At 60.5% G+C, this 26,503-nt stretch carries 28 protein-coding genes and 1 other RNA gene; 8 read left to right on the forward strand and 21 right to left on the reverse strand.

Annotated elements, in window-relative coordinates; all coding sequences use genetic code 11:
* Positions 1–16: 16 nt before the first annotated feature.
* Positions 17–721 (forward strand): pirin family protein, encoded by a 705-nt coding sequence (locus MC269_RS02255; protein WP_239953653.1) that lies wholly within the window; start codon positions 17–19, stop codon positions 719–721.
* 72 nt (positions 722–793) lie between these two features.
* Here MC269_RS02255 and dolP read toward each other — a convergent pair whose 3' ends face one another.
* The 4 genes from dolP to MC269_RS02275 are packed head-to-tail and all read right to left on the reverse strand — an operon-like array spanning position 794 to position 4,357.
* Positions 794–1,366 (reverse strand): division/outer membrane stress-associated lipid-binding lipoprotein, encoded by a 573-nt coding sequence (dolP, locus tag MC269_RS02260; protein WP_081140792.1) that lies wholly within the window; start codon positions 1,364–1,366, stop codon positions 794–796.
* Positions 1,367–1,380: 14 nt separating this feature from the next.
* Positions 1,381–1,968, reverse strand: a complete 588-nt coding sequence (diaA, locus tag MC269_RS02265; RefSeq protein ID WP_081140793.1) for a DnaA initiator-associating protein DiaA — start codon at positions 1,966–1,968, stop codon at positions 1,381–1,383.
* 14 nt (positions 1,969–1,982) lie between these two features.
* A complete protein-coding gene (locus tag MC269_RS02270; protein ID WP_081140794.1) occupies positions 1,983–2,378 on the reverse strand; it encodes a YraN family protein in 396 nt (131 codons plus the stop codon).
* Positions 2,336–4,357, reverse strand: coding sequence for a penicillin-binding protein activator (locus MC269_RS02275; RefSeq protein WP_239953655.1), 2,022 nt, complete (start codon positions 4,355–4,357; stop codon positions 2,336–2,338). Before MC269_RS02275 ends, MC269_RS02270 begins: the two co-directional genes overlap by 43 nt.
* Before the next feature lie 62 nt (positions 4,358–4,419).
* Here MC269_RS02275 and rsmI point away from each other — a divergent pair, with 62 nt between their 5' ends.
* The 3 genes from rsmI to MC269_RS02290 all read left to right on the forward strand — a co-directional run bounded on the left by rsmI (position 4,420) and on the right by MC269_RS02290 (position 7,228).
* Positions 4,420–5,283, forward strand: coding sequence for a 16S rRNA (cytidine(1402)-2'-O)-methyltransferase (gene rsmI, locus MC269_RS02280; RefSeq protein WP_239953658.1), 864 nt, complete (start codon positions 4,420–4,422; stop codon positions 5,281–5,283).
* Positions 5,284–5,316: 33 nt separating this feature from the next.
* Positions 5,317–5,694: RNase P RNA component class A (gene rnpB, locus MC269_RS02285), an RNA gene on the forward strand.
* A gap of 130 nt (positions 5,695–5,824) precedes the next feature.
* Positions 5,825–7,228, forward strand: a complete 1,404-nt coding sequence (locus MC269_RS02290; protein WP_081140801.1) for a PLP-dependent aminotransferase family protein — start codon at positions 5,825–5,827, stop codon at positions 7,226–7,228.
* On the opposite strand, the gene MC269_RS02295 is transcribed toward MC269_RS02290, so the two are convergent.
* From MC269_RS02295 to MC269_RS02345, 11 genes are all read right to left on the reverse strand, one after another.
* Positions 7,225–7,707 (reverse strand): YlaC family protein, encoded by a 483-nt coding sequence (locus tag MC269_RS02295; protein WP_081140802.1) that lies wholly within the window; start codon positions 7,705–7,707, stop codon positions 7,225–7,227. The two genes, MC269_RS02290 and MC269_RS02295, sit on opposite strands and share 4 nt — an antisense overlap.
* A 129-nt stretch (positions 7,708–7,836) precedes the next feature.
* Complete coding sequence (locus MC269_RS02300; RefSeq protein WP_081140803.1) at positions 7,837–8,811, reverse strand: glutathione S-transferase family protein; 975 nt, start codon at positions 8,809–8,811, stop codon at positions 7,837–7,839.
* 75 nt (positions 8,812–8,886) lie between these two features.
* Positions 8,887–9,300: a DoxX family protein gene (locus MC269_RS02305; RefSeq protein ID WP_081140804.1), complete on the reverse strand. Its 414-nt coding sequence runs from the start codon at positions 9,298–9,300 to the stop codon at positions 8,887–8,889.
* Between the two features lie 209 nt (positions 9,301–9,509).
* Positions 9,510–9,797, reverse strand: coding sequence for a YqjK-like family protein (locus tag MC269_RS02310; protein WP_081140805.1), 288 nt, complete (start codon positions 9,795–9,797; stop codon positions 9,510–9,512).
* Positions 9,794–10,192, reverse strand: a complete 399-nt coding sequence (locus MC269_RS02315) for a phage holin family protein (protein ID WP_174580918.1) — start codon at positions 10,190–10,192, stop codon at positions 9,794–9,796. The genes MC269_RS02310 and MC269_RS02315 overlap by 4 nt, the downstream gene beginning before the upstream one ends.
* Before the next feature lie 2 nt (positions 10,193–10,194).
* Positions 10,195–10,500 (reverse strand): YqjD family protein, encoded by a 306-nt coding sequence (locus MC269_RS02320; protein WP_081140806.1) that lies wholly within the window; start codon positions 10,498–10,500, stop codon positions 10,195–10,197.
* Between the two features lie 36 nt (positions 10,501–10,536).
* A complete protein-coding gene (locus tag MC269_RS02325; RefSeq protein ID WP_239953660.1) occupies positions 10,537–10,917 on the reverse strand; it encodes a DUF1090 family protein in 381 nt (126 codons plus the stop codon).
* A gap of 177 nt (positions 10,918–11,094) precedes the next feature.
* A complete protein-coding gene (gene mzrA, locus MC269_RS02330) occupies positions 11,095–11,457 on the reverse strand; it encodes an EnvZ/OmpR regulon moderator MzrA (protein WP_081140808.1) in 363 nt (120 codons plus the stop codon).
* The gene (locus tag MC269_RS02335; protein WP_081140809.1) at positions 11,454–12,131 is read right to left on the reverse strand and encodes a DedA family protein; all 678 of its coding nucleotides are present in this window, start codon (positions 12,129–12,131) and stop codon (positions 11,454–11,456) included. The genes mzrA and MC269_RS02335 overlap by 4 nt, the downstream gene beginning before the upstream one ends.
* A 322-nt stretch (positions 12,132–12,453) precedes the next feature.
* Entirely contained in the window at positions 12,454–13,227 is a 774-nt protein-coding gene (gene exuR / locus MC269_RS02340; RefSeq protein ID WP_239953662.1) for a transcriptional regulator ExuR, read from the reverse strand.
* A gap of 147 nt (positions 13,228–13,374) precedes the next feature.
* Positions 13,375–14,679, reverse strand: coding sequence for an MFS transporter (locus MC269_RS02345; protein WP_081140846.1), 1,305 nt, complete (start codon positions 14,677–14,679; stop codon positions 13,375–13,377).
* A gap of 375 nt (positions 14,680–15,054) precedes the next feature.
* Between MC269_RS02345 and uxaC the strand changes: the two genes are divergently transcribed.
* Genes uxaC through MC269_RS02360 form a run of 3 tightly spaced genes read left to right on the forward strand, consistent with a single transcriptional unit; the run spans position 15,055 to position 19,416 of the window.
* A complete protein-coding gene (gene uxaC / locus MC269_RS02350; protein ID WP_239953664.1) occupies positions 15,055–16,470 on the forward strand; it encodes a glucuronate isomerase in 1,416 nt (471 codons plus the stop codon).
* Positions 16,471–16,472: 2 nt separating this feature from the next.
* A complete protein-coding gene (locus tag MC269_RS02355) occupies positions 16,473–17,921 on the forward strand; it encodes a tagaturonate reductase (protein WP_239953666.1) in 1,449 nt (482 codons plus the stop codon).
* 4 nt (positions 17,922–17,925) lie between these two features.
* Complete coding sequence (locus MC269_RS02360) at positions 17,926–19,416, forward strand: UxaA family hydrolase (RefSeq protein WP_239953668.1); 1,491 nt, start codon at positions 17,926–17,928, stop codon at positions 19,414–19,416.
* A 197-nt stretch (positions 19,417–19,613) separates the two neighbouring features.
* Here the strand turns inward: MC269_RS02360 and sstT are convergent, their stop codons facing one another.
* From sstT to MC269_RS02385, 5 genes are all read right to left on the reverse strand, one after another.
* Positions 19,614–20,846 (reverse strand): serine/threonine transporter SstT, encoded by a 1,233-nt coding sequence (gene sstT, locus MC269_RS02365; protein WP_081140814.1) that lies wholly within the window; start codon positions 20,844–20,846, stop codon positions 19,614–19,616.
* A gap of 235 nt (positions 20,847–21,081) precedes the next feature.
* Positions 21,082–22,053, reverse strand: coding sequence for a TerC family protein (locus tag MC269_RS02370; RefSeq protein WP_239953670.1), 972 nt, complete (start codon positions 22,051–22,053; stop codon positions 21,082–21,084).
* A 254-nt stretch (positions 22,054–22,307) separates the two neighbouring features.
* Positions 22,308–23,300: a Gfo/Idh/MocA family protein gene (locus tag MC269_RS02375; protein ID WP_239953673.1), complete on the reverse strand. Its 993-nt coding sequence runs from the start codon at positions 23,298–23,300 to the stop codon at positions 22,308–22,310.
* A 144-nt stretch (positions 23,301–23,444) separates the two neighbouring features.
* Positions 23,445–23,744, reverse strand: coding sequence for a helix-turn-helix domain-containing protein (locus MC269_RS02380; protein ID WP_239953675.1), 300 nt, complete (start codon positions 23,742–23,744; stop codon positions 23,445–23,447).
* Entirely contained in the window at positions 23,741–24,091 is a 351-nt protein-coding gene (locus MC269_RS02385; protein WP_239953677.1) for a type II toxin-antitoxin system RelE/ParE family toxin, read from the reverse strand. Before MC269_RS02385 ends, MC269_RS02380 begins: the two co-directional genes overlap by 4 nt.
* Positions 24,092–24,314: 223 nt before the next feature.
* Here MC269_RS02385 and MC269_RS02390 point away from each other — a divergent pair, with 223 nt between their 5' ends.
* Positions 24,315–26,003, forward strand: coding sequence for a chloride channel protein (locus MC269_RS02390; RefSeq protein WP_239953678.1), 1,689 nt, complete (start codon positions 24,315–24,317; stop codon positions 26,001–26,003).
* Here MC269_RS02390 and MC269_RS02395 read toward each other — a convergent pair.
* On the reverse strand, positions 26,000–26,503 hold the full coding sequence (locus MC269_RS02395) for a M48 family metallopeptidase (RefSeq protein ID WP_081140818.1): 504 nt from the start codon (positions 26,501–26,503) through the stop codon (positions 26,000–26,002). The two genes, MC269_RS02390 and MC269_RS02395, sit on opposite strands and share 4 nt — an antisense overlap.

A 26,503-nucleotide genomic window follows, 5' to 3' on the forward strand; every position in this document is an offset into this window, starting at 1 on the left:
GAGCTGGAGGATTATCATGATAACAACGCGCAGTGCGTCCGCGTGCGGCCAGGCTGATTTCGGCTGGCTGCAGGCGCGCTACAGTTTCTCTTTTGGTCACTATTTCGATCCCAAACTGATGGGCTACGCTTCGCTTCGCGTGTTGAACCAGGAAGTGCTGGCGCCGGGCGCCGCCTTTCAGCCGCGCACCTATCCGCAGGTCGACGTGTTGAACATCGTGCTGCAGGGCGAGGCGGAGTATCGCGACAGCGAGGGCAATCATATCGTTGCGCGCGAAGGCGAAGCGCTGCTGCTCGCCACGCAGCAGGGCGTCAGCTACAGCGAGATCAACCTGCGTAAGGATCAGCCGCTGACGCGCATGCAGCTCTGGCTGGCCGCCTGTCCCGAGCGGGAAAACCCGCCGCTGCAAAAAATCGTGCTGCCGACGCGGGAAAACAGCCTGCTGATCGCGTCGCCGGACGGCGCGGGCAATAGCCTGCAGCTGCGTCAGCAGGTGTGGGTGCATCAGCTGCGGCTGGCGCCGGGAGAAGAGCAGACGCTGACGCTGCGTGGTCCGCGCGCCTATTTACAGTCGATTCACGGCTCGCTGGAGGCGGTGACGCCTGGCGATCGTCAGGAGAAGCTGGGCTGCGGCGACGGGGCGTTTTTGCAGGAGGAGCAGCAGATTCGGCTGCGGGCGAAGACCGCAACGCGGGCGCTGGTGATCGACATACCGGTGTAAAAAAGGGCGGCTAAGGCCGCCCTGTTCGTCTGTTGCCGCTGTGCTTGCGCGGATGAGCGACCTGATGCTCGCTTACTTCAGCATGGTGAACGCGGTGGTGACGTGCTTCACGCCGCTGACCCGGCTGGCGATATCCGCCGCCGCTTTCGCCTCTTCCGCCGTCACCAGACCCAGCAGGAACACTTCCCCGTTCTCGGTGGTGACCTTCACGTTCGACGATTTCACCTGATCGCTGCCCAGCAGCTGCGAGCGGATTTTGGTGGTGATCCAGGTGTCTGACGACGAGGTGCCGAGGCTCACTTTCTGGCCGATGCGGATCTCGTTGTAAACTTCGGTCGCGCCATCCACGCCCATGGTGATCTGCTTGGCGCGGCTGGCGATATCCTGCGACGGCGCCTGGCCGGTCAGCAGCACTTTGCCCTGATAGGCGGTGGCGATAATGCGCGCGTCGGTTTTGATCTGCTGATCTTTCGCCAGCGCGTTGCTGACGCGCAGCTCCAGCGTGCCGTCATCGACCTGGGTGCCCACGGTGCGCGGGTCAGTGGCGGTTTTGGTGGCGACGGCCGCGCCGCCGGCGACGACGGCGACGCAGCCCTGCAGCAGCATGGCGGTTAACAGGATGGCGACAGCGTTCAATGCTTTCATGTTTGCTCCTTCAGCTATTCCTGGTGTGGAAACAGTGTGTTGTCAATCAGGTCGCACAGGCAGTTCAGCGTCAGCATATGCATTTCGTGGATGCGGGCGCTTCGGTGCGACGGGATGCGAATTTCCACGTCGTGCGGGCCCAGCAGGCCCGCCAGCTCGCCGCCGTCATAGCCGGTGAGCGCAACGATGGTCATATCACGGGTCACCGCGGCTTCTACCGCTTTCACGATATCGCGCGTGTTGCCGCGGGTGGAGATCGCCAGCAGGACGTCGCCGGTCTGACCCAGCGCGCGCACCTGCTTAGCGTAAATTTCATCGTGCTGACGATCGTTACCGATCGCCGTCAGCATCACGTTGTCCGCGCTGAGCACCAGCGCAGGCAGGCTGGGGCGCTCGGTCTCGAAACGGTTGATCATGCTGGCGGCGAAATGCTGCGCGTTGGCGGCTGAGGCCCCGTTGCCGCAGCTGAGAATTTTATTGCCGTTAAGCAGGCACTGCACCAGCGTCATCGCGGCGCGGGAAATGGCATCCGGCAGCGCCTCTGCGGCGGCAATCTGGGTTTGAATACTTTCAGTAAAACACGCTTTGATTCTGTCCTGCACACGACCACCTGGTTCTATACGTCTGCATTAAAGGCATTGGGCAGCCATTCCAGCGCCGTACCGGTAATGGCGATGATGTCGAAACGGCAATCCACCGTCTCAAAACTGCCGCCGCGCTGCGCCAGCCACAGGGCGGCGGCGCGCAGCAGTTTCTGCTGTTTGAGGCGGGTGATGCTGGCCAGCGCGCCGCCGTAGCGCGCATCGCGCCGGTAGCGCACCTCCACAAACACCCAGCATGCGCCGTCGCGCATGATGAGATCCAGTTCGCCGCCGCGATAGTTCACATTGCTGGCGACCCAGCGCAGCCCGGCGCGCTCTAAATAGCGCCGGGCGCGCTGTTCCTGTTCGGCGCCGAGGCGCCGAGGGTTCAGGAGGCGGGAACGATCTCGCCCTGACGATACTGGCTCCATGACAACGTCCTGTTGATCACGCAATCCTGATTCGCGCTCAGTTTGCCGGTATTGCCGTCGATGGTGAAGCCCGGCGTCTGGCGCACCTGGTTAAAACTGTTCGCCAGCGTCCAGGCGTCAATACCCATCGCATAGAGGCGAACCAGCGAATAGTCGTTGTTGAACGACTGCGCTGCTCGCTGCATCAGCGCCGGATTGCGGCCTGAAAGCAGCGGAATGTCGCTAAACTGCAACCCTTCCATCTCCAGACGGAAGTCAGGGCCGGCGCCCGCCTGGTAGCTGCGCGAGCTGGCGTAGAGCGAGGCCGCGCTGCGGCTGCCGGTGCGCATGGCGATCATCGGCTTAATCAGCTGCAGCTCATCCTGCGTCGAGACGATATAGACCGAATCGACGCCGCCGCCGCTCGCCGCTGGCGGCGCGCTCTCCTGCTGCGGCGACGGGATCGTCAGCCCGGCGATGGTCACGCCCTGCGGTTCCGCAGGCTGCGTGTTGACCGGCGTGCCGCTCAGCGTAATGCCCGCGCCGCTGTTGATGCCCTGCTTCAGCTCGGCGGTCGAGCCGAAGCGCTGCTGCAGCGGCGCCGTGCCGCCCAGCTTCTGCCACTCCTGGGCGAAGGCGCTGACCACGCGATCGCCGAAGCTGCTGCGCGGCACCAGCAGCAGCGGCTGGCGTTTGCCCTGATCCCACATATGGTGCGCGGCATCGCGCGCTTCGTCTTCAGGAGAAAGCGCAAAATAGCAAATATTCGGATGGTTCTGGATCTGCTCCGGCGCGTTAAGCGCCAGCACGTTGAGCGGCGTCTGGCTGTTGGCGACCGCTTCGACGTTGTTTTTCAGCAGCGGACCGACCACCAGCGTTGCGCCATCCTGCTGCGCCTGCTGCATCACCTGCTGAATCGGCTGGCTGCTGGTGTCATAGACCTTGATCTGCGCGCTGCTGGCGGGCGCGGCGCTGGCCGCTGGCTGCGACGCCGCGGGCTGCTGAGTATCGGCTGGGGTAATCGCGGCAGCGGTCGGGCTGACCACAGTATTGGCTTCGCCGGTCGGCGCGGGCTGCGCGGCGTCTGCGGCGGCCGGCTGGGGCGCGGGTTGCGCGGCCGGCTGCGGCGCACCGTTCAGGGCGCCGTTTTTGGCGTCGTTGAAGCCTTTCTCGATGGCACTGGCGAACACCTGCGCCTGGCCGTTGAGCGGCAGCAGCAGCGCGATGGTGCTGGTCGAGGCTTTAGTAAAGTTCTGCGCCTGGCTGAGCGGCGTCGGCAGGGTTTTCGCCGCCGGGTTTTGCGGATAGCGCGTCTGCCAGTCTTTAAGGGCGGACTTCAGCATTTCGCCATCCTGGGCGTTGGCGCGCCAGACGTTAAGCAGATCCAGCCAGCCCTGCAGGGTATTCTCGCTGGCGTTGATCACCAGATTGCTCGCCTCCTGCGGCGTCATCTGCGTCAGCGCCTGCCAGGTGGCGTCGATGTTTTTCTGATGATCCTCGCCGCTCAGCAGCGGCTCCTGCGCGATATAGGCGCGCAGCAGCGCCAGCGAAGGTTTGCCCTGCGCGGCGGCGATCTGCAGGCCGTAGTAGCGCGCCTGCTGCTCTTTCGACAGGTCGTCAACTTTCACCTGGCTCAGCAGCTGCGTTGCGCCCGGCACGTTCTGCTGGCTGAACAGAAACTGCGACTTAAGCAGCAGCAGCTCCTGCTGTTGCGTGTCGCTGAGGCGGCTCGGCAGCTGGTTGAGCTGCTGCCCGGCCTGCGGATACTTTCCTTCTTTCATCAGGGCACGGATGGCAAGTAATTGCCAGTCTGTCCTGCTATCATCGCTGCTTTGCTGCACTTGCTGCAGATAGTAATCAGACCCGCCGGTAATGGGCCCCTGAATATTTACGTTTGAGGTTTGCGGCCCCTGACCGCTACAGGCGGCTAAAATCAGCCCAGCAAGAAGGACAGGCACAAAGCGTCCTGCTTTATGACGAACGACTTTTGAAGGAAGCATACTGTATCCAGTGATGTTTTTTTCAAGATGCTCAATATTAAATCGGCAATTCGGATGAAACAATGAAACAACTCGATCGGGCAGAGATTTCTGCCAGCACGCTCTACATCGTTCCAACCCCGATTGGTAATTTGGGTGATATCACCCAGCGGGCGCTGACGGTGCTTTCGGGCGTCGATCTGGTCGCAGCGGAAGATACACGTCATACCGGACTGTTGCTACAACATTTCGCCATCGCTGCGCGGCTCTTCGCACTTCACGACCACAACGAACAGCAGAAGGCGGAACTGCTGCTGGCGAAGCTGCAGGAAGGGCAGAGCATTGCGCTGGTTTCCGATGCCGGCACGCCGCTGATCAACGATCCGGGCTACCATCTGGTGCGCCGCTGCCGCGAGGCGGGCATCCGCGTGGTGCCGCTGCCTGGCGCCTGCGCCGCCGTCACAGCATTAAGCGCCGCCGGGTTACCGTCCGATCGTTTCTGTTACGAAGGGTTTCTGCCCGCCAAAACCAAGGCGCGCTGCGATGCGCTGCGTGCGCTGGCGCAGGAGCCGCGCACCCTGATTTTTTATGAGTCGACCCACCGTCTGCTCGACAGCCTGGAAGATATGGTGAAGGAGCTGGGCGCCAATCGCTATGTGGTGCTGGCGCGCGAGCTGACCAAAACCTGGGAGTCGATTCACGGCGCGCCGGTGGGCGAGCTGCTTGCCTGGATCAAAGAGGATGAGAATCGTCGCAAAGGGGAGATGGCGCTGATCGTCGAAGGGCATAAGGCGGATGAAGAGGCGCTGCCCGCCGACGCGCTGCGCACGCTGGCGCTGCTGCAAAAAGAATTGCCGTTAAAAAAGGCGGCGGCGCTGACGGCGGAAATCCATGGCGTGAAGAAAAATGCGCTCTATCGCTTCGCGCTCGATCAGCAAGAGGCGTGACAAACGCGGTCGAATGCCCTAATATCTCGCGCCGAAGCTGACCAGACAGTCGCCGCTTTGTCGTCGTCCCTCTTGTAGGGAGACGGGCAGAGGGGAGGAAAGTCCGGGCTCCATAGGGCAGGGTGCCAGGTAACGCCTGGGGGGCGCAAGCCTACGACCAGTGCAACAGAGAGCAAACCGCCGATGGCCCATTTATGGGATCAGGTAAGGGTGAAAGGGTGCGGTAAGAGCGCACCGCGCGTCTGGCAACAGTTCGCGGCACGGTAAACTCCACCCGGAGCAAGGCCAAATAGGGGTTCGCATGGTACGGCCCGTACTGAACCCGGGTAGGCTGCTTGAGCCAGTGAGCGATTGCTGGCCTAGATGAATGACTGTCCACGACAGAACCCGGCTTATCGGTCAGTTTCGACTTTTCAGGTGAAAACCCCGCGCAAGCGGGGTTTTTGCTTTCTGGGTATCGCTGATATCAAATCTTATGCCGCCTTCGGCGCTTCTGTTCTCCCCATGCTAAACTGCGCGCCGGCAACGAAAGGAGCAGCCCGTGGCGAAATACCAGCAACTGACGGATGAGATTCAGCAGCAGATTGAGGCGGGCATCTGGCCGCCGGGCACGAAGCTGCCGTCGCTGCGTCAGCAGGTGGCGCAGCATGGGCTGAGCCTGATGACGGTAATGCACGCCTATGAGGTGCTGGAAAGCCAGGGCTGGATCGTCTCGCGGCCGCAGTCCGGCTACTATGTCGCGCCGCGCGCGCTGCAAACCGCGCCCGCGCAGGTGGCGCTCAGCGAGCAGGTGGATATCAACAACTTCGTCTTCGACGTGCTGCAGGCGATACGCGAACCGGCGATTGTGCCGTTCGGCTCCGCCTTTCCCGACCCCGAACTTTTTCCGCAGCGCCAGCTGATGCGCTCTCTCTCTAACGTCTCCCACCAGCTGACGCCGCTCGACGCGCTCAATAACCTTCCGCCCGGCAACGCGGCGCTGCGGCAGATGCTGGCGCAGCGCTACGCGCGTCAGGGTATTACCCTGTCGCCGGATGAAATCGTGATTACCAACGGCGCGCTGGAAGCGCTCAACCTTAGCCTGCAGGCGCTGACCGAGCCCGGCGACTACGTGGTGATTGAGCAGCCGACCTTCTATGGCGCGCTGCAGGCGATCGAGCGCCTGAAGCTGAAAGCGCTGGCGGTGCCGAGCGACCCGCAGCAGGGCATCGACATGCAGCAGCTGGAAGAGACGCTGCAGCGCTGGCCGGTGAAAGCGTGCTGGCTGATGACCACGCTGCAAAACCCGCTCGGCGTCACGCTGTCGCCCGCGCGCAAAGCGCAGCTGGTGGCGCTGCTGGCGCGCTATCAGGTACCGCTGATCGAAGATGACGTCTACGCTGAACTCTGGAGCGGCGGCGAGCCGCCCCATCCGGCGAAATACTGGGATCGCAGCGGCGGCGTGCTGCACTGCGGCTCGTTTTCCAAATGTCTGGTGGCGGGGTTTCGCGTCGGCTGGGTCGCGGCGGGAGAGCACGCGCAGCGCATCCAGCGCCTGCAGCTAATGAGCACGCTCTCCACTAGCGCGCCGATGCAGCTGGCGCTGGCGGATTTTCTCGCCACGCGCCGCTACGACACCCATCTGAAAAAATTGCGCCAGACGCTGGCGCGGCGCAAAGAGTGGGTGCGCCAGGCGCTCAGCCGCGCGCTGCCGGCGGAAGCCAGCGTAAGCGATTCGCCGGGCGGGTTCTTTTTGTGGGTAACGCTGCCGCGCGGCTATGACACCACGCGACTCTATCAGCAGGCCTTACAGCAGGGAATCAGCATCGCGCCGGGGCGGCTCTTTTCCGCAGGCGAGGAGTTTACCCACTGTTTTCGCGTCAACGCCGCCTGGCCGTGGGACACGCGCGCCGAAGCGGCGATCGACACGCTGGGCGGCCTGATTGCCGACCAGCGCGGTCGTTAAATGCGCGCCGCCTGCTGGTGGCCCCAGGTGAGATAGTAGACGTCATAGAAATCCACCTCGCCTTTCTGCTGCAGCAGGCGATGGATGCCGCTTTTCACCTGCTCCGGCGCATCCGGCAGATTCAGGATCTTCTTCACCCCGCCTTCCGAAACCGGCTGCACGTAATACCACTCGCCGTTATAGCAGACGCGCAGATCCAGCGCGTCGATATCCTCGAAGCGATATTTCGGGTTGATATCCAGCAGCATCAGAAAGCTCATCACCAGCACGAAAAGGGTGGCGAACCAGAAGGCGGGCCAGCCGAGCATCTCGGTGGAAAAGATCAGCGCCACGCACAGCGCGTAGCAGAGATACATGATCGCCCACAGCCCAGGATGGGTTTTCAGGAAGGAGAAGCTGAAACGCGGCCGGTTGTCGCGGCGCTCTTCGCGGTTCAGCGTGGCGATTTCGTCGATCAAGATTTGTTTAATGGCGTCCATTGTTCACCTCACCGTTACTTTTCTGCTCAGTAAAACAGATAACAGTGAGGCAAAGGAGACACAGAAACGCGCAGAATAGTTATAACAGTTGCTCCGCGCGCCGTCCCCGCGAAGAGACGGCGCCTGCGGTCAGCCGCGACCGTGCGGTTCATCCCAGTCAAACGCCGGACCCAGCGAAATCACGCCGTTCGGGTTGATGGTTTTATGACTGACGTAGTAGTGATGGCGAATATGCGGCAGATTCACGGTGTCGGCGATGCCCGGCATCTGATAGATATCGCGCAGGAAGCCGCTCAGATTCAGGTAGTCGCCGATGCGGTGGCGGTCGCATTTAAAATGCGTCACGTAGACCGGATCGAAACGCACCAGAGTGGTCCAGAGGCGTAAATCCGCCTCGGTGAGCTGATCGCCGGTGAGATAGCGATGCTGCCCCAGAATCTGCTCCAGCCGCGACAGCGAATGGAACAGCGCGGTCACCGACTCGTCATAGGCTGCCTGCGAGGTGGCGAAGCCCGACTTGTAGACCCCGTTGTTGACCGTGTCGTAAATCCAGCCGTTCAGCTCGTCGATCTTCTCGCGCAGCGCAGGAGGATAGTAGTCGCCGGCGCGTGCGCCAACGGCGTCGAAAGCGCTGTTGAACATGCGGATAATATCCGCCGACTCATTGCTGACGATGGTGTTCTGCTGTTTATCCCACAGCACCGGCACGGTCACACGTCCGGTGTAGTGCGGATCGGCATGCAGATAGAGCTGGTAGAGAAATTCGTTCTGATAGAGCTTATCGCCGGTGGCGTCGGGAAAATCGTCGTCAAAGGTCCAGCCGTTTTCCAGCATTAACGGATGCACCACGGAGACGTCAATCATCGACTCCAGCCCTTTGAGCTGACGCATCAGCAGCGTGCGATGCGCCCAGGGACAGGCGAGAGAAACATACAGATGATAGCGGTCGCGTTCGGCTTTAAAGCCAGCGCTGCCGGTCGGCCCGGCGCTGCCGTCCGCCGTCACCCAGTTGCGCCAGACCGCATCAGAGCGCTTAAAGCGTCCGCCGGTGGATTTGGTGTCGTACCAGGTGTCGTGCCAGACACCCTCGATCAGTTGGCCCATATCGCCTCCAATGCAAACAGGGCGAGGAGTATCCTCGCCCTGCTAAGTATATGTGGCATTACGCCGGATGTGTGCTTAGCGCAGCGCCGCGGCTGGCTGTGCTTTTTTACGCAGCAGACGGTCAATGCTGTACGCGCCAGGACCGACCAGGCCCAGCACCAGGAAACCGCCAGCGATAGAGAGGTTTTTCATAAACATCAGCTGGTTAACGCCTTCCGCGAAGTTACTGTGGAACAGGAACGCCGTCAGGATGGTGAAGGCGGCGGTAAACAGCGCGGTGAAACGGGTCAGGAAGCCGAACAGAATCGCCAGGCCGCCGCCGAACTCCAGCAGGATCACCAGCGGCAGCATGAAGCCGGGCACGCCCATCGCTTCCATATACTGCTGGGTGCCGGCATAGCCGGTAATCTTGCCCCAGCCGGCCGTGATAAACAGAACAGGCATTAAAATACGCGCCAGCAGCAGACCAGTATCTTCGAATTTTTTCATCATTGACTCCAGACCAGGTTTTCGGCAGGGCAATCGCGCCTGCGTTGGATAATTCCCAGCAAGAGGCGGTGTTGCCGTTTGCTGAGCTGATAGCTGGAGATGATAGTCGCGGCGGGGAAAGGTTGTAAGCGAGATATTCTGTGGGTCTTATTCAGGAAATCTGATAAAGCGAAGCCGGCGATTTCGCACCGGCTGAGCTCAGAGAGAGATCAACGCTGCGGCAGCGCCGATTTCAGCATGCGCCAGGTGCTCCAGACGCCGAAGCCGCGCTTGAGCAGACGCATGATTTTGTTGGGGCTGCGCACCGACCAGATGGCCAGCGCGCTGCTGCCGATAGCCAGATAGCGGCGCATGCTGAGGAACGTCAGCCAGCCGCGATCGTACTGCGCCGTGCTTTGCAGAAAATCACGGCGACCCGCGCTAAGATCCAGCCGCTGCTGCTGCACTTCGCTCAGCAGCTCATGAATGCGCGCTTCACGTTCCAGTTTGCTGCTCATGCGCGGTCATCCTCCAGCAGCTTGCGGTCTGTCTCCAGCTCTTTGCGGGTATGATGCAGCAGCGTGGACTGACGCGATTTGCGCAGGCTCCACAGGCCGAAAATAATCGCCAGGAGAAACAGCACGCCGGTGGTAATGCCAATCGCCATCAGACGATACTGCGCGTCGACGGCCCAGATAATCAGCACCATCAGGCTCATCAGCCCGAACGCGGTGAACAACATAGTCAGGCCGACCATCAGCAGCAGCTGGATCAGATTAGCCTTTTCCGCTTCCAGCTCGACCACCGCCAGACGAACGCGGGTCTCGACCATGCTGACCAGCGTGGTGACGATGCGCTGACCAATGTTGATGACCCCTTTGCCGGGGCCGTGGCTCTGCTGTGAATCCGCCATAATTAACGCCGTGAAATCAGCATGCCGATCGCCACGCCAATTGCCGCACCGATGCCTACGCCATGCCAGGGGTTATCGCGCACGTAGCCGTCCGCTTTCTGCGCCGCTTCGCGCGTGGTTTGCGCCAGATATTCGCCGGAGTCACCCAGCTTCTCGCGTGAGCTGTCGAGCGCCACGCGCGCTTTCTGACGCAGCTTATCCAGCTCGCCTTTCGACTTGTCCGTGGTGCTGCTCAGCACTTCTTCCAGGGTGTCCGCCAGGTTTTTCAGTTCAGCACGCAAATTTTCTGATGAAGTGTCTTTAGACATGTAATGTTCCTTTTAGCTTCAGTGATTAAGTCCGGATTAATAAGGCTCCGCCTGTAACTTTTTCAGCTCCTGGCGTGCTTCTTCCACTTTACGTTCACGTTTGGCGATCTTCTCCTTGTCATCGCCCTCCTGACGTTCCTCTTTCAGTTCGCGTTCGCGTTCGCGTTCAGCGACTTTTTCCCGCTGCTCTTTGATGCGCGTCTGATGGGCCGTTTTCAGTTGGTCGTCGCTACAGTTGGCGCGCACTTCGGTTAACGCCCGCTCCAGTCCATTGACGCGACGCTGATTGTTATGCTGTTTCGCCATCGCAATTTCATGCTGAATATCCTGCTCTTTTTGCTGACAGAGCGATTCCGCCGCCATCAGCGAACCCGAGAGAGAAAACAGCGCGAGGCCAAGAAGTAATTGATGTTTCATCAGGCTTGTTACCTTCCTTTGTTACTGACCTGCCGTGACCAGACAGCGTCATGTCCTGGCGTGTCAGATAGCTGAGCCATCCCTAAAGCATAGACAGCGCCTGTAAAAAGTTCAAAAAAGACGAGGGGATACAGATTATTCCGTGCCGTCCCGCGCGGGCGGGACGGCAACGGCGCGTCAGGAGATATTCAGCGTGGCGGAAGCGGCAGAGGCGGAATCGAGATGACGGGCGACCACAAAGCCGTCCGGCAGCAGGCGGCGCAGCACTTTCTGCGCGGCGAGGCTCTGCTCTTCGTTTTCGAAATGGATAATCAGCGCGTCGCCTGACGGCGTAATGCTTTTGATGCGGATGCCCTGCGCCGTCAGCTGCTGATAGAGATAAAAGCCGTCCGGCAGCGGTCCGCCGGCATGGGAGACGCGGATCTGCACCACGGTTTCATGGCGCAGCAGCGTCGGCGTCAGGCAGATCGCCAGCAGCAGCAGCGTGGCGATCGCCAGCCAGGGCAGCATGCGACGGGGAACGGGGCCATAAATTTTCATAACTCCCCCTTGCCGTGCCGGTTCGCCTGGCGTTTGCGCCACAGCACCAGCAGCGAGCCGGCGAGGCCGATAACCAGCAGCACCAGCGGCAGCAGCATCAGACAGAACATCAGTTCGTCTTCGTAGCGGCGGAAGAGGGGCGTTTTGCCCAGCGCGAAGCCGAGAACGGTGAGGATCAGCACCCAGAGCAGCGCGCTAACCCAGTTGAAAAACTGGAAGCGGGCATTATTCAGGCCGGAGAGGCCGGCAATGGTCGGCAGCAGGGTGCGCACAAAGGCGATAAAGCGGCCGATCAGCAGCGCCGACAGCCCGTGGCGGTGAAACAGGCTGTGCGCGCGGGCGTGATACTGCGCCGGCAGATGCGAAAGCCACTTCTGTACCGTCGGCGTATTGCCGAGCCAGCGGCCCTGAATATAGCTGACCCAGCAGCCGAGGCTGGCGCCGGTGGTCAGCACCAGAACGGTGAGCGGAAAGCTCATGGTGCCTTTGGCGATCAGCACGCCCACCAGAATCAGCAGGCTGTCGCCGGGCAGAAACGCGGCGGGAAGCAGGCCATTTTCCAGAAACAGGATCATGAACAACACGCCGTAAATGGCCCATACCAGCGTTGGATCGGAGAGAGTCTCGTAGTCCTGTTGCCACAACGCCTGCAGCAACGCATGCAAAATATCCATCAATCATTCCTGAACATCATTGTTTAACGCGTCTCAAAGGACATAAGCGCAGACCGGCGGTTGGTTATCTGTTTTAGGAGCACAGCCTGAGCAGGATTTTCCGGATCCTTCCAGAATTGATTGTTAAATCAGCAACTTTTTAAACCCTGTCGCAAAGGGTAAGAAAGGGTCGATAACTGTAACAAAAATCACAGGTCTGAGACAGGGGAATGTGCCCGCCGCACAGGAGTTTTACCTTTTGACACGGTCCGTCAAAAGGAGTTTTACACGACCTGACACTATTCCAGATTAACTGACTTTGTTGCGCAAAAACGCAGCGGAATCAAGGCAGATTGCTGGAGCCTTCCGGCAGGATGACAGGGTTTTCAGCAAACATGTACCGATCCACGTTAAATTCGAAGTCGTCGGCGGTCGCGTTGAACAGCATCTGCTTAGTATTTTCCAGATGTTGCCACATCGCCAGTTTGCAGGCGGCAGGATCTTTGCGCATCAGCGCTTTAAGGATCTGATCGTGGTCGTCGCACCAGCTGAGAATGCTGCGCTGGTCGATATGCTCATGGAGTTTGAGCCAGTAGGGGTTGTGCAGACGGTGCAGCCACATTTTTTCGACGATGGCTGCCAGCGCGCTGTTTTGCGTAGACTGCGCAATACGCACGTGGAACTGCATGTCCCACTGTGAATCGCGGAAGTGATCTTCCTGACGCGCTTTCTCCTGAATCGCCATCAGCTCGATAATATCCTGCCGCGTTACCTGGGTTGCGGCGAATTCAGCAACGTTGCTTTCAATCAGCTGGCGCGCCTGCAGCAGTTCGAAGGGGCCGAAGCTGGCGAATTCGAGCTGGCTCGAAGTGGTGACGCGGTTTTGCTGCTGGCTGGCGATAACATGAATGCCGGAACCTTTGCGCACCTCAACGTAGCCTTCCACTTCCAGCATAATGATCGCCTCGCGCACCACCGTGCGGCTGACGTTCATCTCTTCCGCAATCAGCCGTTCGGCGGGCAGTTTGTCGCCCACTGGATAAACGCCTGATTCAATACGGCTTTTTAGATCGCTGGCAAGCTGCTGATAAAGTCGGCGAGGTTCGGTCAGTTCCATAGCGCATTCCCGTGTCGCAAATAAAGTTGTTATACCACTCTGCGGGCGTGAAAGAAAATGTCCCGCGCCATCATGGTGCGGGACATGTCGTTTTTCAGTCAGGCTGCCGCGCGCCGCAAGGGCGCGGGCAATAAACGGCACGTTTCCTCAACCGCGCACCGCCGCGGCCTGCGGCACCGCCACCTCTTTTTCCAGCTCGGAGACGGGCTTATTGCGCAAGACCGTCCAGATCACCACCGCGCCCAGCAGGTCGAATACCGCCAGCGCGGCGAACAGCGGGCTGAAGCCCAGGGTATCGGCCAGCGCCCCGACCACCAGCGCGAACATGGTGCTGGCGGTCCACGCCGCCATGCCGGTCAGGCCGTTGGCAGTGGCGACTTCGTTACGGCCAAAGACGTCAGAAGAGAGGGTGATCAGCGCGCCGGAGAGCGCCTGGTGGGCGAAGCCGCCGACGCAGAGCAGGCCGATAGCGACATAAGGACTGGTGAACAGGCCGATAGTGCCGGGGCCAATCATCAGCACCGCGCCCATGGTGACCACCAGTTTGCGCGACACGATCAGATTGACGCCGAACCAGCGCTGGAACAGCGGCGGCAGGTAGCCGCCGAGGATGCAGCCCAGGTCGGCGAACAGCATTGGCATCCAGGCAAACAGCGCGATCTCTTTCAGGTTGAAGCCATAGACCTTGAACATAAACAGCGGGATCCAGGCGTTAAAGGTGCCCCAGGCCGGTTCCGCCAGAAAGCGCGGCAGCGCGATGCCCCAGAACTGGCGGTTGCGCAGGATCTGACGCGCCGACATTTTTTTGGTGTTGCCGGTCTGATGCTGCGCTTCCTGACCGGAAATAATGTACTGACGCTCTTCCTCGCTGAGTTTGGTTTGCTGCTTCGGATGCTTATAGAAGATGAGCCAGCAGATCGCCCAGACCAGGCTCAGCACGCCGGTGATGATAAACGCCATCTGCCAGCTGTGCGCCACGATCGCCCACACCACCAACGGCGGCGCCAGCATGGCGCCGATAGAGGAGCCGACGTTGAAGTAGCCGACGGCGACCGAGCGCTCTTTCGCCGGGAACCATTCGCTGCTCGCTTTCAGGCCCGCGGGGATCATCGCCGCTTCTGCCGCGCCGACCGCGCCGCGCGCCAGCGCAAAGCCGCCCCAGCTGCCCGCCATCGCCGTCGCGGCGCAGAAAATCGCCCACAGCACGGCGAACACGGCATAGCCGACTTTGGTGCCGAGCAGGTCGAGCACGTAGCCCGCCACCGGCTGCATCACGGTATAACAGGCGGAGTAGGCCGCCACGATGTAGGAGTACTGTTGGGTGGTGATATGCAAATCGGTTTGTAGCGTCGGCGCCGCGACGGCAATGGTATTGCGGGTGAGATAACCCAGCACGGTGCCCAACGTCACCAGCCCGATCATATACCAGCGTAGCCCTTTAATCTTACGCATCATTTACCTCTTCCAGTGTTCTGTCTGCGGTCTTGCCGCTGTTGTTATCTGGAGCGGGACACCCGTGATCTGACTCGTTCACGCCCGCAGGCCGCGCAAAAGCGACCCCTGTTTACCTTGCCATTACGGAGCGAGAGCGTAACTTGTTATACAACTTTAAAAGTTGAGAGCCATCACAAAAGCCTCGTTTGCAATGTGGGATACTTTAAACCTGCGTCAGGACAGCCATTTAGCACGCTGCAGAGAGCAAAAACGTCCATAAGACCAGGGAATTGCTGCCGGAAATGTGAGCGAGATCTCAAAGAATTCTGTAGTGGGCTAAAATTGGTATGATAACTTTGAGCGCATTAAGGCTCTATCCAAGAGGAAGCACGTATGTCGCGTTTTATGACCGAGTATTTTTTGCTGGATACTGAATTTGCCCGTCGCCTTTATCACGACTATGCGAAGGATCAGCCGATTTTCGACTATCACTGCCATCTTCCCCCGCAGCAGATTGCCGAAAATTACCGCTTTACCAACCTCTATGATATCTGGCTGAAGGGCGATCACTATAAGTGGCGCGCCATGCGCGCTAACGGCGTGCCGGAAGCCTTCTGCACCGGCGACGCCAGCGACCGCGAAAAATTCAACGCCTGGGCGCGCACCGTGCCGCACACCATCGGCAACCCGCTCTACCACTGGACCCACCTTGAGCTGCGCCGTCCTTTTGGCATTACCGACATCCTGCTCTCAGAAAAAACCGCCGACAGCATCTGGGATCGCTGCAACGACCTGCTGGCGCAGGATGCGTTTACCGCGCGCGGCATTATGCAGCAGATGAACGTGAAGATGGTCGGCACCACCGACGATCCGCTGGACGATCTGCAGCACCACCGCGCGCTGGCGCAGGACGGTAGCTTCAGCGTCAAAGTGCTGCCGAGCTGGCGTCCAGACAAAGCCTTTAATATCGAAGCGGAAAGCTTCCTGCCGTGGATCGAAAAGCTGGAGTCGCTGACCGATATCAGCGTGCGCCGCTTCGACGAGCTGCGCAGCGCCCTGAGCAAGCGTCTCGACTACTTCGCCGATCACGGCTGCAAGGTGTCGGACCACGCGCTCGACGTGGTGCTCTACGCCGACGCAGACGACGCGACGCTGGATGCCATCCTGGCCGCGCGCCGTGCCGGCAACGCGCCGGACGCGCAGGCGATCGCGCAGTTCAAAACCGCCGTGCTGGTCTGGCTGGGCGGCGAATACGCCCGTCGCGGCTGGGTGCAGCAGTACCACATCGGCGCGCTGCGCAACACTAACCGTCGCCAGTTCGAGCTGCTGGGACCGGACGTCGGCTTCGACTCCATTAACGATCAGCCGCTGGCGGAACCGCTGGCGAAGCTGCTGGGCGCGCAGAATCTGCATAACGCCCTGCCGAAAACCATCCTCTACTGCCTGAACCCGCGCGACAACGAAGTACTGGCGACTATGGCAGGCAATTTCCAGGGCGAAGGCGAGGCGGGCAAAATGCAGTTCGGCTCCGCATGGTGGTTCAACGATCAGCTCGACGGCATGCAGCGTCAGATGACGCAGCTGGCGCAGATTGGCCTGCTCAGCCGCTTTGTCGGCATGCTGACCGATAGCCGCAGCTTCCTCTCCTATACGCGCCACGAATATTTCCGTCGTCTGCTGTGCCAGATGATCGGCCGCTGGGTAGAAAACGGCGAAGCGCCGGGCGACGAAGCGCTGCTGGGACAGATGGTGCAAAACATCTGCTTCAACAACGCGCGCGACTACTTCGGCATCGAGCTGGGAGCCTGATCATGCAGCGGCTAAACCGTCACGATTTCCCCGGCGCGATCTACAGCGAGCGCGTGATCCAGTTCGGCGAAGGCAACTTTTTGCGCGCCTTTATCGACTGGCAACTCGACTGGCTGAACCAGCACCAGGGCACCGACGCGGGCATCGTGGTGGTGCGGCCGCGCAACCGCGCCGTCAGCGACAGCCTGAACCAGCAGGACGGGCTCTATACCACGCTGATCCGCGGGCTGAACGAGCAGGGCGAGCGCGTCAGCGAAACGCGTCTGATCCGCAGTCTGAACCGCGAGATCCAGCCCTATACCCAGCATGACGACTTTCTGGCGCTGGCGCGCGCGCCGCAGATGCGCTTCGTTTTCTCTAACACCACCGAAGCGGGCATCGCCTTCGCGGAAGGCGACCAGCTGGCGGATGCGCCCGCATCCAGCTTTCCCGGCAAGCTGACGCAGCTGCTGTGGGCGCGCTTCGAGCACTTCAGCGGCGCCGCCGACAAAGGCTGGCTGATTGTGCCCTGCGAGCTGATTGACCATAACGGCGACGCCCTGCGCGAGCTGGTGCTGCGCTATGCGCGCCACTGGCAGCTGCCGGAACGCTTCGCCGCCTGGGTGACGCAGCACTGCGTGTTCTACAACACGCTGGTGGACCGTATCGTGACCGGCTTTCCGCAGGAGAGCGAGGCGCTCGCCGCCCAGCTCGGCTATGAGGATCGTTTTCTGGTGGCGGGCGAGGTCTACTACCAGTTTATTCTGCAGGGGCCGCGCGCGCTGTTCGACGAGCTGAAGCTCGACGCGCTGGCGCCGCAGGTGCGTCAGGTCGAGGATATCGCGCCGTGGAAGGCGCAGAAGGTGGCGATCCTCAACGGCGCGCACACCGCGATGGTGCCGGTGGCGTTTCAGGCCGGTCTGGAGAGCGTCGGCGATGCAATGGCGGATCCCGCCATTGCTGGCTTCGTCGATCGCCTGCTGCGCGAGGAGATCATCCCGACGCTGGATCTGCCGCGCAGCGAGCTGCACGCCTTCGCCGATGCGGTCGAGCGACGCTTCCGCAATCCCTTTATCCGCCATGCGCTGCTCGCTATCGCGCTCAACGGCATGACCAAGTTCCGCACGCGTCTGCTGACGCCGCTGCTGGCGTCGCACGCGCAGCGCGGCGTCTGGCCGCCGCGCCTGACCTTCGCGCTCGCGGCGCTGATCGCCTTCTATCGCGGCGCGTCGGCGGAAAAAAGCTGGCCGCTGCAGGATGACGCGCACTGGCTGGCGCGCTTTGAAAAAAACTGGCACGCCCTTAATAACGACCAGATCTCCCCGGAACAGCTGGTGCGCGAGGTGTTAAGCGACGCGCAGCACTGGGGAGAAGATTTGACCCGGCAGCCGCAGCTGGTGGCCGAGGTCAGCCGACACCTGCAAAATATCATCGCCCACGGCATGCGTGAGGCGTTGAGCACACTGGGATAAAGCTATGCAAGACGCGATTAAGATTCACTCTCAGGACAACGTCGCCGTGGCGCTGCGCGACTTAGAAGCAGGGCAGACCATCGATCTGCAGCAGAGATCGGTGCAGCTGCAGCAGGCGGTGACGCGCGGCCATAAGTTCGCGCTGCGGCCCATCGCCGAGGGCGAGCTGGTGATCAAGTATGGGCTGCCGATCGCCCACGCCACGCAGCCGATCGCGGCCGGCGAAGTGATCCACTCCAGCAACGCGCGCACTAACCTGAGCGATCTGGATGAGTACGACTATCAGCCGGAGTTTGTTGAGGTGCCGCCGCAGCCGGGCGATCGCGAGGTGCAGATCTATCGCCGCGCCAACGGCGACGTCGGCATCCGCAACGAGCTGTGGATCCTGCCGACCGTGGGCTGCGTGAACGGCATCGCGCGTCAGATCCTGCAGCGTTTCCTCAAAGAGACCGACAACGCGGCGGGCACTGACGGCGCCTTTCTCTTTAGCCACACCTTCGGCTGCTCGCAGCTGGGCCAGGATCATGAAAATACGCGCACCATGCTGCAAAATATGGTGCGTCATCCCAACGCCGGCGCGGTGCTGGTGATCGGCCTCGGCTGCGAGAACAATCAGGTGGACGCCTTCCGCGAGACGCTGGGCCTGCCGGAGAGCGACCGCATTCAGTTTATGGTGTGCCAGCAGCACGACGATGAAGTAGAGGCGGGGCTGGAACGTCTGCGCGCGCTGTATGAGGTGATGCGTCACGACAGGCGCCAGCCGGGCAGGCTGAGCGAGCTGAAGTTTGGTCTGGAGTGCGGCGGCTCCGACGGCTTCTCCGGCATTACCGCCAACCCGCTGCTGGGACGCTTCTCCGATCAGATGATCGCCAACGGCGGCACCACGGTGCTGACCGAGGTGCCGGAGATGTTCGGCGCGGAGCGCATCCTGATGAGCCGCTGCCGAGACGAATCGACGTTCGACAAGACCGTGGCGATGATTAACGACTTCAAGCGCTACTTTATCGACCATCAGCAGCCGATTTACGAGAACCCGTCGCCGGGTAATAAAGCGGGCGGCATTACCACGCTGGAGGAGAAGTCGCTGGGCTGCACGCAGAAAGCGGGCTCCAGCCAGGTGGTCGACGTGCTGAAGTATGGCGAGCGCCTGAAGACGCCGGGTCTGAATCTGTTGAGCGCGCCGGGCAACGACGCGGTCGCCACCAGCGCGCTGGCGGGCGCGGGCTGTCATATGGTGCTGTTCAGCACCGGGCGCGGCACGCCTTACGGCGGCTTTGTGCCGACGGTGAAGCTGGCGACCAACTCGCCGCTGGCGGAGAAGAAGCCGCACTGGATCGACTTTAACGCCGGTCGTCTGCTGGAAGGGATGAGCATGGAGGCGCTGCTGGCGGATTTCGTCGACACCATCGTGGCGATTGCCAGCGGCGAGCTGACCAACAACGAGAAGAACGATTTCCGCGAGCTGGCGATTTTTAAAAGCGGCGTGACGTTATAGTTTGTCGGGCAAAAAAATGGCGACCTGAAGGTCGCCATTGCTGTCTGTTAATCTTGAGCCCTTCGCGGGTGGCAGGGTCCGATCGCAAAGTCGCTTAACGCATCCCTGCTCGCTCGGCCCGCGCCTTCCCTGGCGCGGGACGCTTTGCTCTTCGGACCCTGCCACCCGCTCTTTAGGCTACTGAGCTATCTGAACGATCAAGCCCGGCTGGTTTCGCGCTCGGCTTCCGCCTGACACACCGCAGCGGTAAACAGAATATCGGTCGAGGAATTCAGCGCGGTTTCGGCAGAGTCCTGCAGCACGCCGATAATAAAACCGACCGCCACCACCTGCATCGCCAGATCGTTGGGAATGCCAAACATATTGCAGGCGACCGGGATCAGCAGCAGCGAACCGCCCGCTACGCCGGATGCGCCGCAGGCGCACAGCGAGGCCACCAGGCTCAGCAGAATCGCCGTCGGCACGTCGACGCTGATCCCCAGCGTATGCACCGCCGCCAGCGTCAGCACGGTAATGGTAATAGAAGCGCCCGCCATGCTGATGGTCGCGCCCAGCGGAATCGACACCGAATAGGTATCCTCATCCAGGTTCAGGCGTTTCGCCAGCGCCATATTCACCGGAATATTGGCCGCCGAGCTGCGGGTAAAGAAGGCGGTCACGCCGCTCTCGCGCAGGCAGGTAAACACCAGCGGGTAGGGGTTGCGACGGATCTTGCTGTAAACCAGCAGCGGGTTCACCACCAGCGCCATCAGCGCCATGCAGCCCAGCAGCAGCGCCAGCAGATGGGCGTACTGCCACAGCGCGCCAAAGCCGGTCGACGCCAGAATTGATGCCACCAGGCCGAAAATGCCGATCGGCGCGCAGCGGATCACGCAGCGCACCAGCCAGGTCACGGCGTTCGAGGCGTCATTGAGCAGATCGCGCGTGCTCTGCGCGCTATGGCGGAACGCCAGGCCGAGGCCAATTGCCCATACCAGAATGCCGATGTAATTCGCCTGCATCAGCGCGGTGATCGGGTTCGCCACCATGCTCATCAGCAGGCCGCGCAACACCTCGGTAATGCCCGACGGCGGCGTGATTTCCGTTGTGCCGACCGCCAGCGTCAGCGTCTGCGGCAGCAGATGGCTAAACACCACCGCGACCACCGCCGCGAAAAAGGTGCTCAACAAGTAGAGCGCGATAATGGGCTTGATATTGCTCTTCTGCCCCTGCTGATGGTTAGCGATCGAGGCGATCACCAGCACCAGCACCAGCAGCGGCGCAACAGCCTTCAGCGCGCTGACGAAAAGCTCGCCCAGCAGGCCGACGGCCAGCGCGGCATCCTTCGAGACCCAGGCCAGCGCCACGCCGGCCACCAGCCCTATCATGATTTGTTTCACCAGGCTTCCTGCGAGTAGCGCGCCCAGACGACCGGAAAATGAGTTCTGCATAATTGTTCTTTACGTTGTAGCGGGATGTGGCTTCAGAGGGCGTCGATTAACGCGCCTGAAGCGGTTTGCCCGGCGGAGTATAAGGAAAAGATCGGACGAAGAAAGAGATAATTCTGTCGGTGCGAGGTGGATCGGATTTCTATTATGCTGCATGAAGAAGATGTGACAGAGGGATGAAATGTCGCATTGGTGACTGGCAAAATAAAACAGGGGCATTACCTGCCCCTGTAGCGGATTATTGCGAGAGCTTTTTCTGGTCGCTTTTGCGATTCACCCAGGCGTTGATCAACAGCGTCGACCCCAGGATCGCGCCCACCACGCCCAGCGAGAAGGAGACCGGGATATGGTAAAACTCGACGATCAGCATCTTCACGCCGATAAACACCAGCACCACCGCCAGACCATATTTGAGCATCGAGAAGCGCTCGGCGACGTTGGCCAGCAGAAAGTACATCGCGCGCAGGCCGAGGATGGCGAACAGGTTAGAGGTCAGCACGATAAAGGGATCGGTGGTCACGGCGAAAATTGCCGGAATGCTGTCGACCGCAAAGATGACGTCGCTCAGCTCGACCATAATCAGCACCAGCAGCAGCGGCGTGGCAAACAGCACGCCGTTCTTGCGGGTGAAAAACTTCTCGCCCTCCAGCGCGTCGGTCATACGCAGGTGTTTGCGCAGCCAGCGCACCACCGGCTTATCGCCCACCGCGTTTTCGTCATCCTCTTTCGAGAAGGCCATCTTCAGTCCGGTGAGCAGCAGGAAAGCGCCGAACAGATAGAGGATCCAGCTAAACTGCGTTACCAGCCAGCTTCCGGCGAAGATCATAATGGTGCGCAGCACAATCGCGCCCAGCACGCCGTAGATCAGCACGCGGCGCTGCAGCGCGGCGGGGATAGAGAAGTAGCTGAAGAGCATCAGCCAGACAAAGACGTTATCGACCGCCAGCGCTTTTTCCAGCACATAGCCGGTTAAAAAGGCCAGGGTTTGCGTGGTGGCGACTTCGCGCCCGGCGCTGCCCTCGAGATACCACCAGAAAGCGGCGCTGAACAGCAGCGACACCGATACCCACACCAGCGACCAGACGGCCGCCTGTTTAAAGCTCATGGTCTGCGCGCCGCGACGTCCCTGTAACAAGAGATCGATCGCCAGCATAATAAGCACTACCACCGCGAAGCTGCCCCAGAGAAGAGGCGTTCCTACTGTCTGCATAGCGTTTCCTGCCCTGAAATAAAAAACGGCTGAAGTCAGAAGACGTCAGCCGCTTTACAGGGTTGTAAGCAAACCTCGCCTTCCGGCAAGGTCTCACTTACAACGCAGAATCAGATTCCGGGTTGCCTGACGACCGGATGCTTACGCATCGTAATGACGATCGTACAGCTTACAAGTTACTCCCCTTTGCTGTCCGTTAAGATAGGCGCAGGCCGGGAAAGAGGCAAGAGCGGGCCATTCATATTTAGACATATTTACACAGCGCGGCCGTCAGCCGGGAAAACCACGCCGGTCTGGCGGCGGATTTCGGTCAGCAGCGCGGCGGTGATGCGCGCGCTTTCCAGCCCCGGATGATCGACATGGCGCTGGCGCACCAGCTGCACAAAATGCTGGGCTTCATAGAGCATGGTGTTGATATGCTGCGGCTGGCTGAGATCCTGCACCTGGGCGGCGCTGTGGCGCGGCACCAGGCTGATCGCCTGCATCTCCGACACTTTTTCGATCAGCAGCGAGCCCGCTTCGCCCTGAATTTCGCTGGGAATGCGCGAATCGCTGACCTTGGAGTGCAGCAGCGTGACGTCGAAGTCGCCATAGTCGAGCAGCACGCTACCGTGGCCGTCAACGCCGCTCGCCAGCAGCGTCGCGCGTGCGCTTACCGCCTGTGGCGCGCCCCATAGCGCTACCGCCGTCGCCAGACAGTAGTAGCCGATATCCATGATTGAGCCGTTGGACCAGCGCGGATCAAAAGTATTGGGGTTCTCGCCGTCGAGATAGCGCTGATAGCGCGACGAGTACTGACAGTAGCTAAACAGCGCCTTACGCAGTGGGCCGATGGCGGGCAGCGCCTGCTGCAGCTGCGTGAAATTAGGCAGGCTGGCGGTTTTAAACGCCTCGAACAGCACCACCTGATGCTGACGGGCGCAGGCGATCATCCGCTCCGCCTCGTGCAGGTTGGAGGCGAGCGGCTTTTCGCAGATCACGTGCTTGCCGTGTGACATAAACAGCAGCGCCTGCTCGCAGTGCAGGGCGTTGGGACTTGCCAGGTAAACCGCATCGATAAGATCGGAGGCAGCCAGCGCCTCCAGCGAGGTAAAGAGATGCTGACAGGGATAGTCCCCGGCGAAGCTTTCCGCCTGCTGCTGCGAACGCGAATAGATGGCGTTCAGGCGCAGATGGCCGGTTTCGTGCGCGGCATCGATAAACTGGCGCGTTATCCAGTTGGTTCCCACAATAGCAAAACGGATCACGTCGGCTCTCCTGCGGCAAATAGCGGCAGAGTAGCACGCCGGGCACCGGGCGCAAGCGCTGATAGTAAAGGCAAATTGATTATGCGATCCGCCTTCCAGTCAGGCACAGACGACAGGTTCCGGGAGAGAAATAACCCATGCTGTTCAGAGGTGAAAAGCGATGCGTTTGCCGGAAGGCAATTCCACATCCAGGCTGAGCTTACCTCCCATTGCCTCAATGTAGCGCTTAAGCGTCGCAATTTTCAGCTCGTTGCCGCGTTGCTCTAGCTGCGTAATCGCGGGCTGGCTGATGCCCATCGCTTCCGCAACGTTTTTTTGCGACAGTTGCAGTTCTTCTCGCATCATCTGCAGGCCGGTTTCGAGCACCATCTCGTCTGCCATATCGCGTATGCGCTGCTGGCTTTCCGCAGAGCGTGCAGCAATAGCATCATCGAGTGTTCTCATAGTTTCCCCTTCATATTGTTCAGGTGCGCCGTAAATGCATCGTCGGCGATACGTATCATGCGCGGGTAAAAATTTTTATCATTGCTTTTATCACCTGCGCAAAGAATGACCGCTCTGCGCACGGGATCAAACGCGAAAAAGGCGCGTACCGGCTTTCCTGCGTATTGAATACGAAGTTCTTTCATATTCTTGTGTCGCGATCCTTTAACCGTATCCGCATAAGGCCGAGGCAGCGTGGGTCCATACGTCCTGAGGTTGATGAGGTCGGCAAGGATTTTTTCCTGCAAAGCTTCTTCCTGGTCTTCGAACCACGCATCGAATATCTCGCCGAAAAGCACAGTCCACATAGAATATCCTTATAAGCTGTAGCTTATAAAAATTCTATAAGCTACAGCTTATAAAAACAAGAGGCGTATCGCATAGAAATTCGCTGCGACCTCTATCCAGCCCTTTCATGCCTGTCGCCTTTCAGGCTTCCGCCAGCTTCCTTGTTCCGTTTTATGGTATATATCCCGCAAGCGGGAATCGCGCCATAGTAACGGCGACTGGCTGAAAAAAGTGGAGAAACGCTTGAAAGGAAGTAAACACGCACTGAACTGGACCACGCTGCTGGTGGCGATCCCGGTCGGCCTGGCGGCGTCGCTGGTGACGCTGGCGTTTCGCGGCGTGATCGAACTGCTTAACCGCCTGCTGTTCAACAGCGACAGCGAGATCACCGTGGCAATGCACGTCTGGCCGTGGATCTTCTGGCCGCTGCTGGTCGGCGCGGGCGGCGTGCTGGCGGGCTTTTTCCTGCGCTATGCGGTGAGCATCGAACAGCAGCAGACGGTCAAAACCGACTATCTGGAAGTGATTAACGCGCGGCTCGACGCGGTGCCAACGCGCACCTCGCTGTTTCGCGCGCTCTCTTCCATCGCCAGCATCGGATCGGGCGCCTCGATCGGTAAAGAGGGGCCGATGGTGCAACTCTCCGCGCTGTGCGGCAGCGTGCTGGGCCGCTGGCTACCCGCCTCGCTCAACCTGAAGAACAGCGACGTGGTGGCGATGGCCGCCGCCGCCGGGCTCTCCTCGGTCTACCACGCGCCGCTGGCGTCGGCGATCTTCGTCGCCGAAATTGCCTTCGGCATCTCAGCGCTGCAGCGTTTGATTCCGCTAGTGATCGCCTCCTCCGTCGCCGTGATGACCATGTGGTCGCTCGGCTTTCGCAGCGCGCTCTATCCGCTGGCGGAGGCCAGCTTTCAGATGGACGTAAGCAGCCTGCTGCTAACGGTTGTCATTGGCCTGGCCGCCGGACTGGCGGGCTGGCTGCTGATTAAGCTTATCGCGCGCAGCAAAGCGCTGTTCGGCCATATCCGTTCGCTGCCGCTGCGGCTGGGCGCGGGCGGAGTGGCGGTGGGGCTGCTGGCGCTGATCTCCACCGATATCCTGGGCAACGGCTACGAAGTGATCGTCAAAATCATGGCGGGCGACTATCTGCTGCCGGGCCTGCTGCTGCTGTTGCTGCTAAAGACGCTGGCGACCACGCTGTCAGTCGGCTCCAATGCGGTGGGCGGCCTGTTTACGCCGTCGCTGTTGATCGGCGCGCTGCTCGGCGTGGCGCTGGCGACGCTGGGCGCGGCGCTGCATCTGCCGCTCAGCAACGTGCTGCTCTACGCGGCCATCGGCATGGCGGCGGTGCTGGCCGCCGTCAGTCAGGCGCCGCTGATGGCGATGCTGATGGTGCTGGAGATGACCCTCAACAGCTCGCTGCTCTTTCCGGTGATGATCGCCGCCGTGCTGGCGTCAATGGTGGTCTATCGCCTGCAGTCCGCCAGTACCTATCCGGTGGTCGGCAACCACTTTAACCGCTCGGAGGCGAAATATGACTTCGACAATATGCGCGTGTCGCAGCTGATTATTCCGGGCGCGGCGCTACAGCCGCAGGAGTCGGTAGGGCAGGCGCTGGCGGTCAGCTCGCTCAAGCGCGAGCGCTACGTTTACGTGATTAACGCGGCGGGCGCCTTTCTCGGCGTGGTGTCGATCCACGACATCGCGCGTAAGGTGCTGGCGCAGGAGATCACGCTGGATTCGCCGGTCGCCACGGTAATGGATGACAACTTTCCCTTTGTCTACCAGAACCAGAGCATGCGCGAAGGGTGGGAGGCGTTTGCCCGCGTCACGCTGGAGCGTCTGCCGGTGCTGAACAATCCGCAGGAGAAGCGTTTTCTCGGCGCGCTGACCAAAACCAGCCTGATCCAGAAAGCGCAGGAGTTTCTCTAGGCCGCGTTGCCGCGCATCGCCTGATCCGTCATCCAGAGCCGGGCGTCGAACTCCAGCTGATGGTAGTCCGGCTCCATATGGCAGCAGAGCTGATAGAAGGCTTTGTCGTGCTCTTTCTCTTTCAGATGCGCCAGCTCGTGCACCACGATCATGCGCAGAAACGGCTCCGGTGCGAGGCGGAAAAAGGTCGAGACGCGGATCTCCGCTTTCGCCTTCAGGTTGCCGCCCTGCACGCGCGACACCGCCGTGTGCAGCCCCAGCGCATGCTTCATCACCTTGATTTTATTATCCCAGATCACTTTACTGATGGGAGGCGCGTTGCGCATAAAGCGATTTTTCAGCGCCTGGGTATAGTCATATAACGCTTTATCGCTGACGATATCGTGGGTGTCGGGATAGCGCTGCTGCAGAAACGCGCCCAGCTTCTGATGGTCAATCAGCGTCTGAACCTGCTGCAGGATATTTTCAGGATAACCCTGCAGATAGATAAGTGAGGACAT

The organism is Pantoea sp. Z09 (assembly GCF_022394795.1).
GTDB classification, from domain to species: domain Bacteria; phylum Pseudomonadota; class Gammaproteobacteria; order Enterobacterales; family Enterobacteriaceae; genus Pantoea; species Pantoea latae.